Source organism: Microvirga sp. P5_D2 (assembly GCF_054049475.1).
The window spans coordinates 1-10,954 of sequence record NZ_JBFUMH010000171.1 but is presented as its reverse complement, the minus strand read 5'-3'; the positions used below and the strand labels follow the sequence as shown (position 1 = coordinate 10,954).

13 protein-coding genes are annotated in these 10,954 nt (G+C 61.1%); 1 reads left to right on the top strand and 12 read right to left on the bottom strand.

Annotation, left to right across the window (positions count from 1 at the left end):
• On the top strand, positions 1 to 327 hold a 327-nt coding region (locus tag ACXJKO_RS26320; protein ID WP_457094012.1), incomplete at its 5' end, for an outer membrane protein.
• Positions 328 to 393: 66 nt separating this feature from the next.
• Here the strand turns inward: ACXJKO_RS26320 and ACXJKO_RS26315 are convergent.
• From ACXJKO_RS26315 to ACXJKO_RS26260, 12 genes are all read right to left on the bottom strand, one after another.
• Positions 394 to 999 carry a glutathione S-transferase family protein gene (locus ACXJKO_RS26315; RefSeq protein WP_457094011.1) on the bottom strand — a complete coding sequence of 202 codons (606 nt, stop codon included), beginning with the start codon at positions 997 to 999 and terminating at the stop codon, positions 394 to 396.
• A 106-nt stretch (positions 1,000 to 1,105) separates the two neighbouring features.
• The gene (locus ACXJKO_RS26310) at positions 1,106 to 1,954 is read right to left on the bottom strand and encodes a 23S rRNA (adenine(2030)-N(6))-methyltransferase RlmJ (protein ID WP_457094010.1); all 849 of its coding nucleotides are present in this window, start codon (positions 1,952 to 1,954) and stop codon (positions 1,106 to 1,108) included.
• A gap of 47 nt (positions 1,955 to 2,001) precedes the next feature.
• Entirely contained in the window at positions 2,002 to 2,628 is a 627-nt protein-coding gene (locus ACXJKO_RS26305; RefSeq protein ID WP_457094009.1) for a ribonuclease T2 family protein, read from the bottom strand.
• Positions 2,629 to 2,660: 32 nt separating this feature from the next.
• Positions 2,661 to 3,113 carry a hypothetical protein gene (locus tag ACXJKO_RS26300; RefSeq protein ID WP_457094008.1) on the bottom strand — a complete coding sequence of 151 codons (453 nt, stop codon included), beginning with the start codon at positions 3,111 to 3,113 and terminating at the stop codon, positions 2,661 to 2,663.
• 82 nt (positions 3,114 to 3,195) lie between these two features.
• Positions 3,196 to 4,230, bottom strand: coding sequence for an extensin-like domain-containing protein (locus ACXJKO_RS26295; protein ID WP_457094007.1), 1,035 nt, complete (start codon positions 4,228 to 4,230; stop codon positions 3,196 to 3,198).
• 487 nt (positions 4,231 to 4,717) lie between these two features.
• Positions 4,718 to 4,972 (bottom strand): hypothetical protein, encoded by a 255-nt coding sequence (locus tag ACXJKO_RS26290; protein ID WP_457094006.1) that lies wholly within the window; start codon positions 4,970 to 4,972, stop codon positions 4,718 to 4,720.
• 80 nt (positions 4,973 to 5,052) lie between these two features.
• Positions 5,053 to 5,508 (bottom strand): molybdenum cofactor biosynthesis protein MoaE, encoded by a 456-nt coding sequence (locus ACXJKO_RS26285; RefSeq protein WP_457094005.1) that lies wholly within the window; start codon positions 5,506 to 5,508, stop codon positions 5,053 to 5,055.
• Between the two features lie 2 nt (positions 5,509 to 5,510).
• Positions 5,511 to 5,762: a molybdopterin converting factor subunit 1 gene (moaD, locus tag ACXJKO_RS26280; protein WP_457094004.1), complete on the bottom strand. Its 252-nt coding sequence runs from the start codon at positions 5,760 to 5,762 to the stop codon at positions 5,511 to 5,513.
• A 5-nt stretch (positions 5,763 to 5,767) separates the two neighbouring features.
• The gene (gene pgsA / locus ACXJKO_RS26275) at positions 5,768 to 6,364 is read right to left on the bottom strand and encodes a CDP-diacylglycerol--glycerol-3-phosphate 3-phosphatidyltransferase (RefSeq protein WP_457094003.1); all 597 of its coding nucleotides are present in this window, start codon (positions 6,362 to 6,364) and stop codon (positions 5,768 to 5,770) included.
• An 80-nt stretch (positions 6,365 to 6,444) separates the two neighbouring features.
• The gene (gene uvrC, locus ACXJKO_RS26270) at positions 6,445 to 8,451 is read right to left on the bottom strand and encodes an excinuclease ABC subunit UvrC (protein ID WP_457094002.1); all 2,007 of its coding nucleotides are present in this window, start codon (positions 8,449 to 8,451) and stop codon (positions 6,445 to 6,447) included.
• A gap of 65 nt (positions 8,452 to 8,516) precedes the next feature.
• On the bottom strand, positions 8,517 to 10,265 hold the full coding sequence (locus tag ACXJKO_RS26265) for a cadherin domain-containing protein (protein WP_457094001.1): 1,749 nt from the start codon (positions 10,263 to 10,265) through the stop codon (positions 8,517 to 8,519).
• Positions 10,266 to 10,512: 247 nt separating this feature from the next.
• Positions 10,513 to 10,806, bottom strand: a complete 294-nt coding sequence (locus tag ACXJKO_RS26260; protein ID WP_457094000.1) for a hypothetical protein — start codon at positions 10,804 to 10,806, stop codon at positions 10,513 to 10,515.
• Positions 10,807 to 10,954 lie beyond the last annotated feature (148 nt).

The window sequence follows — 10,954 nt, the reverse complement described above, 5'->3', positions numbered from 1 at the left end:
GCCTTCGACCGCGCCCTCATCTACGCCACCGGCGGTTTCGCTTACGGCGGCGGTGACGACAACAACGACTTCTTCTCCAACAGCGACGACACCCGTACGGGTTGGACGCTCGGTGCAGGCATGGAATACGCCTTCACCAACAACCTGACGGCCGGCCTCGAAGGCCTGTGGGTCAACCTCGACAACGATAAGAGCACCTTCGTCGGCAGCTCCGTGCCGTTCCCCACTGCTGACCGTCGTGCCGTCGATGCACCCGGCAACCGTGACAGCGAGAGCGAGTTCTTCGTGGTTCGCGCCAAGGTGAACTACAAGTTCAGCTCGTACTAAGAGCCGTCGCTTTACGACAAACGAAAGGCCCGGGGAAACCCGGGCCTTTTTCTTTTGGAACGACCCTTACGGATTGACCTTGGTCTTGCCGAAGGCCGGAACGCGCGCTTCGAAATCCGCGAGCCAGGCGACCAGCTTCGGATAGCTCTCACGCCACGTCCCTGCGAAGCGCAGATCGAGATAGCCGAGGGCGCAGGCCAGTGCGATGTCGCTGATGGTCAGGGATGCCGACGGCGACGACAGATTGGTTTCCGCGTAGTCGAGACCGCGCTGCACTTTGCCGGCGTGATGATCGACCCACTTGGCATCGCGCCGGTCTTCCGCGCGCCAGCGGTTCTCATAGACCTGAAGCAGCGCCGCATCCGCGATACCGTCGCAAAGGGCCTGATTGCGCAGGGCCGCGAACCGCCCCTCGCCGTTCGGAATGATTTTTCCACCGCCAGCCAGATGGTCGAGATACTCCACGATCACGCGCGAGTCGTAGAGAACCTCGCCGTTCTCCAGCACCAGCGCGGGAATCTTGCCGAGAGGATTCTGCTGGCGCAGGCTATCCTCCGGGTTGGTGGTGTCCGCATCCACGATCTGGATTTTGTCGGAGAGACCGAGAAGAGACGCCGAGATCTTGACCTTTCGGCCGAAGGGAGAGGCGGGCGACGAACGGAGAATGAGCATAGGGTAATCCTGCCTTGGACCAGATGCGGGCAACAGCGTTGCGCTCGCACCGCGATAGAACGACGGCGCAATTCTTGGACCCTTCCGGTGGAGGCGGCAATTGGATTTATGCAGGAGGCCCGAAGGCTTCACAGCGATAAGCGCCGTAGTCGCTGCGAGACAGGCGCTCCGCGAGCGCCGGAAGAAGGATCTCGGCCTCCTCCCGCAAGGACCAGGGCGGGTTGAGCACGAAGAGCCCGCTGCCATTGAGACGCGTCGGATCACGCGGATCGTCCACATAGAGCTCGAGGCGAAGGCCGGGACGTCCGCTCTGCTCGTGAAGCTTCCTTGCAACCGCATCGACGGCGCTGACATCCTTGATCGGATACCATCCTGCATAGACGCCCGTGGGCCATTTCCTGAGCGCGGTCAGCAGTTCCGTGCCGAGCCGTTCGAGTTCGCCCGTTTCCTCGTAAGGCGGATCGATCAGCACCAGCCCGCGCTTTTCCTTCGGCGGGATCAGGGCATGGAGCGCCGTCCATCCATCGAGATGCATCACCTTCAGGTTGGAGACCTCGTTAAAAGCCTCGCTCAGCACCTCATGATCGGCAGGATGCAGCTCGACGAAGACGCCGCGATCCTGGCGGCGCAGAAGCTCGCGCACGAAACCGGGAGAACCCGGATAAATCGTTTCGCCATGGCGCGCGCGAACATCGGCGACCACAGCCCGGTAAGGCGCGAGGATGGCTTCGACCTCGGGACTGAATGGTTTTTCCAAGCGGCCAATGCCCTCGACCCATTCGCCCGTCCGCCCCGCCTCATCGCCCGCGAGATCGTAGAGCCCGATCCCGGCATGGGTGTCGATGACGCGCAGGGGCGTCTCCTTGCGCTGGAGATAGGTGAGAATGCGCACCATAAGCGCGTGTTTCATGACGTCGGCGAAATTGCCGGCGTGGAAGGCATGACGGTAATTCATACGCGTGTCCTAGCACATCGAGCGGAATCACTTCGCCGAAAAATGCTCTAACGGACCGATGGGATCTGGAGTTCGCCCGCACGGCAACCGATGCGATCGACCTCGGGGCATTGCCTGAAGTTCCGCAGATCCTTGTCCAGGCAGATCCGCACTTCCTGGAAGATGCGCCGCCCACAGGAGACCGCGATCATGTCAGGTCGAAGCCCTGGATTGACGCTCATGAAGGCCTGTTCGATCTCGCTCGGCAGAACCTTGGACCGGGCGCCGAGTGCCTTGAAACTCTCCGGAACGCGCACGCGCTCACGGGCGCGCTGCACCGCCTTGAAATAGCCGTTCGGGCTTTCGCCGGTGCAGGTGCCGTGCTTGCGCCATTGATAGCGGGCGAGGTTGTCGTCGGGGTAGAGTCCCTTCACCTCATCGATAGTCGTGCTCGGCACGAAGCGCCCGTTCGGGGCGCAGAAGCTCGGGTAGCCTTGCTCCTGCTGAGGCCAGAGGCCGTGAACCACGAAACCGAGGCCGCTGCCCTGGTTACATTGCTGGCTTCGGCTGCCGCTGATCTCACAGAAGCCGGGCGACCAGGAGAGGGCAAGCACATAGAAGTCGAATTGCCCCATGGGGGCGCCCCTCGCCTCGCGCGGGGTTTGGGCCGCAAGAGACGAGGTCAGGAAAAGCAAGGCGCCTGCTAAAGTGAGGCACCGTCTGAGAATCAAGGCAGAGCCTGCTTGCAATGGGGAGCGTAGGCGTAGCTGCGGTCAAAGCCGTCGATACAGGACTCGGTGTTCCAGCCGATGCCGATGAAGCCCATATCCTCGCCGATGGAGAAATTGACCCGGCGCTTGTAGCCATCGGACACGATCACCGTGCCGGTGCAATAGCGGCGCGGGATGAAGTCGAGGCCCCAGGGACGCCAAGCCACTTCCTGGATCCGCTCAAAGCCGATGATCTTGAGGCTGGAATTCCAGAACTTGGCTTCCGTGTGCTCGAAATTTCCCGACACGTTACTGAGCACGGAAGGGTCGCCACAGACCGGCAGGTTCGCGTTGTAGCGGTCCACCGACAGCTCGGACGCCTTTTCGCGCCGCTCAGCGGGCGTGATCTCGCGCGCAAGCGCGGGAACGCTCAACAGCATGCAAGAGAGAATCGCCGCCAGCCACTTCATTCTACTGCTCCAACAGGTCGAAAGACTTTGTAACATCGACCATGTGGGGAGGAGCCCGGAAGGTCAAGGCTCCGCTTGCGGATTAATAGGCGGCGTGTCTGTTCAGCACCATTGGCTCCCCAGCGGAAGAGCGCATCTGGCGGGGCGGCGCATAGGTCTGCTGCGGCGCTTGCCGCTCATAGCCGGGCGGCGGGGGCGGCACGTAGACATCCGGCGCCGCATTGTTCGAATAGCCTGAAGGCGCAGGATAACGTGGCGCTGGGGGCGGCACCGGGGCGGATACGATGGGCGGCACCATGGGAGCCCCCATAGGCGAATCCTGCCCGTAGCCGATGGCTCCGCCCTCATCCGCCACATCCTGCTCCATCTCGACGCCAGGCAGATCGCCGGCGGCGTTCACGCTTTGCATGACCTGACGGCTCTGTTCGGGATCGATTCGCGGCTCGAACTTGAGGATCGGCTTGCAGACGCGCCGCTGGCCGCGCGGATCGTGCCGGGCCAGATCGAGATGCAGGTGATCGTAGTGGAAGGCGTCCGACCCCGGGCCGAGCACGGTCGTGAAATAGCGGCAGGCGCCGACGAAGGCCTCGCGCAGGAAGTCCTGCTCGGCGGGCGCGCCCTTCCACCCTTTCACGACGGAGACCTCGCGGCCATCGGCCAGGACGAAGCCCATCACGTCGAGGGCATTGCCGAAGGAATGTTCGGAGAGCTTGGCGCCGCTCCGGTTGTTGCGCGGACGGCAGGAATACGAGCCCGCTTTGATATCCACGACAGGCATGCCGAAATACATGACGGCCGCAGGCTTCACGATCTCGTCGAGCCAGGTATCGATGCTGGGGATGATCGGGCAAGCCAGAGTCACCTTAGACTTCAGGCCGACCTCGCCGTTGCTGAAAGCGGAGACCTTGAAGGGATGATCCATGCCGCAGACGCCGGGACCATCGATCTTCCCGGACATGGCCACATAGGCCGATGGCTGCACCAGACGCTGAGCGAGGCAAGCCTCCTCGGCTTGAGCACGCCAAGGCTCGCGCTGCTCGAAACGAAACAGCCCGCAACCGGTAACCCCAAGCCCGACGAGCGAAAGGGCAAAAAACGCAACTAACCCACGACGCATGAGCCGAGATTAGCCCGGCTGAGGTAAACATCCCGTCAACGGAGTTGCGGCGGCAAAAGCCTTCGAATCAGTCTGCAACCCGGCCCCATCTGAGCAGGATGTGCAAAAATAGAACGGCCCGGAATAAATATTCCATGCGGCCCGAAATATTTTCGGGGCAAAGGTCCGACTACCTTCCTGGCCAAAAACAATGGGTTAACCGTCTGTTAACCTTCCATCCGGTTGCGGCACGCGGTCCCACAGCTTAGCCGGGTCTTTTCAGGTTCCATCGGCTCTGCTAGCGTTCCCCTCCATTCAGACAGGGGGCTCCTTCATGAACCTGACGTCTAACCTGGACTGGACTGCCAAGCTCAATATCGCTGCGGTCTGCGTCTCATTTTCCTTCATTTGCGCGATCGTCGTCGGCCTCCTTTAAGGCCGCACAAGAGCCCTCGAGGGCTATTCAACGAGATTCTTTTCAGAAACGCTGCCCGACCGGCAGCGTTTTTCATGATTCCGGGCAGAGGGTCGGCTTGATCCTCCAAGACATCACGTTGAGTTCCATAGAACACTGGGCGATCCGTGGCCCCTCGGTGGTCTGCAGACAGGCCTCCTCCCCTTCTTCGAAGATCCGGCCCGCCGCGCGGCAATAGCAGTCAGGAAGGGCTTGCGCTTGAGCCAAGGCGGACTCGGGCATCGGCATTTCGTGGGCAGCGGCCGGCGCTGCGATCAGCAGGGCAAGAACGACAACGACGCTGTGCATGGTGCACCTCTCGCTTGCCATATCCGTAACATCGTCCTCCCGACCTGCGGCGAGATCATGACCGGACTTTCTAGTGCAGCTCAGCGCCAGCGAACCATGGCATCGTCATCGGTGGATTTCGCCTCCACCCAGGCGCCCATCGTGCCGTCCTTGAGATGCTCGCGCTTCCAGAACGGGGCGTGGGTCTTGAGATAATCCATCAGGAAATCGGCAGCCTCGAAAGCGGCGCGGCGATGGGCGCTCGCCGCGAGCACGAGCACGATAGGCTCTCCCGGACGGATCAACCCGAAGCGATGGATGATCGTGACGCCGATAAGCGGCCAGCGCCCTTCCGCGTCCCCGGCGAGGCGGGCCAATTCGGCCTCGGCCATGCCGGGATAATGYTCGAGTTCAAGGGCCGACAACCGCCCGCCTTCGTCCCGGCAGTAACCGGTGAAGGCGACAACCGCGCCCACATCGGCGGAGGTTTCGGCAAGAAGCGACGTCTCGGCCGCGATGTCGAAGTTCTCGGCCTGAATGCTGACCTTGCGCATCATGCCTAGCCGCCGGTCATGGGCGGGAAGAAGGCGATCTCCCGCGCGCCGGCAATGGCGGCATCAGGCCGGGCATGCTCGTGGTCGATGGCGGCGCGAACGATATCCTCGTTTTCGAAGGCGTATTCGTACTCCTCGCCCCGGCCTTTCAGCCAGCGCACCAAATCGGCGATGGTGGCGACGCCCTCCGGTGGGCTCACCTCCTCGTCCGTCCTGCCGATCCGCTCGCGCACCCAGGCAAAGTAGACGAGCTTCATGCCGCTTACCCCTCATCCACGAGATGCTGAATGCCGGTCTTCAGGTAATCCCAGCCCGTATAGAGCGTCAGCAAGGCGGCCACCCAGAGCAGAATGAGGCCGATCTGGGTATTGCCGGGCAGCACCGTATCGCCCGCAGGTCCGGCGATGAGGAAGCCGAGGGAGAGCAGCTGGAATGTGGTCTTCCACTTGGCGACCCGGCTCACCGGCACGCCGACCTTCAACTCGGCCAGGAATTCGCGCAGACCCGAAACCAGGATCTCGCGGCACAGGATCACGATGGCGGCCCAGAGATCCCAGCCCCGGATGGTATCGGTGGCCACCAGCATGAGCAGGCAGGCCGCGACCAGAAGCTTGTCGGCAATGGGATCGAGCATGCGCCCAAGGGCGGACCCTTGCGCATAAGTACGGGCGATATAGCCGTCGAGATAATCGGTAATGGCGGCCACGGCGAAGACGCCCAGAGCGAACCAGCGCGACCAATGGTCCTCGGGCCAGTACAGCAGCCCGACCACGGCCGGAACCGCCACCAGCCGGAGATAGGTCAACAGGTTCGCGAGATTGAAAGCCTTCGACCGGCGCATGGTGGGGGCACTGCTCATAGGACAGGCAGGAAGCATGCCGCAGGCCGTTCCGTCAACCGGAATGCCCGCCACATTGCCGTTATCTGGCGAGCCATAGCCTATCCCCGATCATGGAAGAAGTCATACACCGCGCGGGCCGTGGCCGCGTTCACCCCAGGCGCCTTCATCAGATCCTCCAGGGCCGCCTGTTGGATGGCCTTGACGGTTCCGAAATGGTGCAGAAGCGCGCGCTTGCGGGTCGGGCCGATCCCGGCGATCTCGTCGAGCGGGTTCTTGACCAACTCACGCTTGCGCTTGGCCCGGTGCGCGCCGATGGCGAAGCGGTGCGCCTCGTCGCGCAGGCGCTGCACGAAATAGAGTGCAGGATCGCGCGGCGGCATCTTGAAAGGAGGCTGCCCGGGCTTGAAGAAGGTCTCGCGCCCCGCGTCGCGGTCGCGTCCCTTGGCGATGCCAACGAGCGCGACATCATCCTCGCTCACACCGACCTCGGCCAGCGCCTGCCGCGCGGCCTCCAGCTGCCCCTTGCCACCGTCGATGAGCACCAGATCGGGCCAAGCGGGGAAGGCATCATCGTGCTCTACAGGCGCCTCCGCGTCGGCAGCCCTGGGCTCCTCCTTGACGAGCCGTGCGAAGCGGCGCTGAAGCATCTCGCGCATCATGCCGTAATCGTCGCCCGGCTTCAGATCCTCGGACTTCATGTTGAAGGTGCGGTAATGCTGCTTCATGAAGCCGTTCGCGCCCGCCACCACCATGGCGCCCACCGCATTGGTGCCCATGATGTGCGAGTTGTCGTAAACCTCCACGCGCTTGGGCGCTTTGGCCATGCCGAAGGCCTGGCCCAGGGATATCAGAAGCTTCTGCTGCGAGGCCGTATCCGCCAACCTCCGGCCGAGCGCCTCCTTGGCGTTGCGCAGGACGTATTCGATAAGCTGGCGCCGCTCGCCGCGCTGCGGCGCATGAATCTCGACGCGCGACTCGGCCCGTGTCGAGAGCGCGGCGCCCATCAGTTCCGCATCCTCGATCTCGTGCGAGAGCAGGATCAGGCGCGGCGCTGGCTTGTCGTCATAGAACTGCGCGATGAAGGAGCCGAGAACCTCCTCCCGCGACATGGATTTGTCGGCCTTCGGGAAGTAAGCGCGGTTGCCCCAGTTCTGCCAGTTGCGGAAGAAGAAGACCTCGACGCAGAATTGTCCTGCCTGCTCGTCGAGCGCGAACACATCGGCCTCTTCCACCGATTGCGTGTTGATGCCCTGCACGCCCTGAATGGCGGAGAGCGCAGCCAGCCTGTCGCGGCAGCGCGCGGCGCGCTCGAACTCGAGATCCTCGGAAGCCTGCTGCATCTCTTCCGTGATGCGCTGCTTCACCGCGTTGGATTTGCCCGCGAGGAATGCACGCGCCTCGGAGGCGAGCCCGGCATATTCCTCGTTCGAAATCTCTTTCGTGCATGGGCCTGAACAGCGTTTGATCTGGAACAGTAGGCAGGGTCGCGTGCGGTTCTCGAAATAGCTGTCGTTGCACGAGCGCAGAAGGAACGCGCGCTGCAGGGCGTTGATGGTGCGGTTCACCGCCCACACGCTGGCGAAGGGGCCGTAATAATCACCCTTCCGCTTTCGCGCGCCGCGATGCTTCACGAGCTGCGGCGCCTCGTGATCACCTGTGAGCAGGATATAGGGCAGCGATTTGTCGTCCCGCAGCAGCACGTTGTAGCGGGGCTTGAGCTGCTTGATGAGGTTGGCCTCGAGCAGCAGCGCCTCGGTTTCCGTCGCCGTGGTGACGAATTCCATCGAAGTCGTCTCGCCGATCATGCGGGCGATGCGGTTGGAATGCGCCTGACCGCGCGCGTAGGAGCCGACGCGGTTCTTCAGGCTCTTCGCCTTGCCCACATAAAGCACGTCGCCCTTCGCATCGAACATGCGATAGACACCGGGCGCGTTGGGCAGTGTCGTCCAGAAACGCCGGATCACCTCGGTTCCGCGCTGAACCAAGCTGGGATTGGCCTCCAGATCGAACTCGACATCCGAGCCGCTCTCCACGGCTACGCTGTCGTCATCCTCCTCGTTATCCAGGATATCCGGCGGGACGTCGTTATAGGTATTGCGACTCATGGAGGAGATTTAAGCGCTCCCGAGTCATCAGGGAAGGGTCTGCCGCAAAGCTCCCCTCCCTATTCCTAGATCACCTCGAAATCCCGAAAGCTCATGCTCTTGATCTTGGGCTGAAGCTTGGCGATGACCACGGCGTCCCTCTCACCGGATCCGTCCACATCGTAGCGCAGATAGCCGGTCTTCTTGTCGTAGAGGATATAGTCGTTCCGATCCTCGGCCTCGGCGCCGATGGTAAAATACGACTTGCGGAGCACTCCGGTCCTCGCCCCCAGCTTCCAGAAGATCGAGTTGTCCAGCTGGATCGTGTCGTCCTTGACCGAGAAATCCAGGATCCGGTCCATGTTGCGAGCTCTGCTCGGCTCCGTGTCGAACACGAACTTGTCCCGCCCCGCGCCGCCGATCAGCACATCATGGCCCCGACCGCCTTCCAGCGTGTCGCTGCCCGCGCCGCCCCGGATCGTGTCCCGCCCTGCACCTCCGACCAGCACGTCATTGCCGGCCGAACCCCAAATGACCTCCGTGTTCACGTCAGCGACATCAATGGTGAAGCTCTTCTCGTAGGAAAGCCCACCTTGGTCGGTAGCCTTGATGGTGACTGTATGGAAGCGGGCCTGCTCGTAATCGAGCTGCGTTCCATTCTTCACCACCAAGCGCCCGTTTTGAAGTGCGAAGCGGCCATCAGCGTCGTTGGTGAGCGTATAGATCACGTTACTGCCTGGAACATCGACAGCGGCGATGTCACCGATCATCGTGCCGGCGGCCGCATTCTCGACAATCGTCGTTCCTCTCAAAGATATGTCGCTAGGAGGATGATTGAACTCGCCGACGATGATGTTGGCCACGGCCTCATGCCCCGACATATCCGTCAGGCGAATCTCAATCTGCTGCTCGCTGCGCCCTTCAGGAAGCTGGATGCTGTCGTAAGTCACAGAACTCAGCAATTCCTGCACGAGGGCGGGCGTAGCCTGCTCGTTGAACGCGATGCTGAAGCCAATCGGTGAACCTTCACTGATCGTTCCGATAGGGGTGCCGCCGACGCTGATAACGCTGCCATTTTCCAACTGTTTGGACAATGTCACGCGCCCGGATGTATCGATATTGAAGGAGCCATATAAATCCGACCCATCCACCAGATTGACGACAAGAGAGTGAAGCTGGCTGCTGGCATTCTCGATTCTAACGGCCGCACCAGCGTCAATGAAGCTCAGGCGGCCTACCTCAATCTTATCGCTATCGATATTGGCCAGCCGCAGGGGAGGATTGACATGCGTACCGTTCGCATCGGTGATCTTGTCGATCCCTTGCGCGAACAGCTTGGTGCGCTCTTCCACGCTGAAAGCCGAACCTTCAAGCGTCAGATGATGATCGTCGCCGCTCTTGGCTTTCATCAGCAGAGCGGCATCCTTGTTGCTGAAGAGAACATGGCCTTCGCTATAAACCAGCTCAATTGCCTCGATGCTCTGAAGGACCTTACCGCGAAAATCGAAAACGGGATCCACATAGAGTGCGAGGGTATCGAATCCCCCGGCTCCGTTGATGGTCATGAGGCTCGCCAGTTCACGCGCCGCCAACTCGATCCTGTCCCCGGCCTCGGTTCCTCGTACGATCTCGATGCTGTTGAAGACACCAGGAAAGTGGAGCCCAAAGGGTCCACCCCATTCGCTTTCCTGGAGGATGAGCGTGTCGGTCCCAGCGCCGCCATCAAGGCTCGTTGCGCCATAACTCAGGCTCGATGCAGTATGAAAGAAAGTGTTGTCTCCGCTGGTATCACTGACAGCCAACGCAATCGCGGAAAGGTCGCGCGAATTACTCATCAAAGCCCCCAAACATTAGATAAAACAATGCTTTGACCGCCCAGGGTCAATCTGGATGATCGCATTTTATAATGTTGTATAGTTACTTAATGGATGGGTTTATATTGATAGGCGCAGTAAGGAAATGCGACACATGCGCCTGTGTCAGCGACGTTGACCGGCTGTCTGTTTGAAAGCGCATCGGCTTTCTTAAAAGGCATGAAGAGAATGGGAGCACACCGGCTGAGTGCGACGTGCTCCCCGATTGTCAGATGATCCCGAAATCGAGATAGCTCAGCTTGAGGTTTTTCGAGAGCTTGGCGATCTCGATGGCATCCTTTGAGCCATTTCCATCCGGATCATAGGAGAGGACGCCGGTCTTCTTGTTGTAGACTAGGTAATCGTTCTTATCCCCGGCCTGTGCGCCGATCTTGAAGTACTTCTTGCTCAAGGCGGCGGGTGCGGCTTCCGTACCTAACTTCCCAAGCTTCTTGAAGACCGCATTGTCGAGCAAGATCTTGTCCTCACCCGGCTTAAAGTCGGTGATGGTGTCGAAGTTCACCTTCCGGTCTTGGTCGTGTCAAAATGCTTTCGCAAAAGACGGATTGCGGCTTTCCCCGCTCCAAGGCCCTTCACCATCATGGGCGAGCGCGGATTGGCTTATCGTCGATGGAATGAAGCTCCCATCGCCTCTGAAGTCGCCTCTGAAG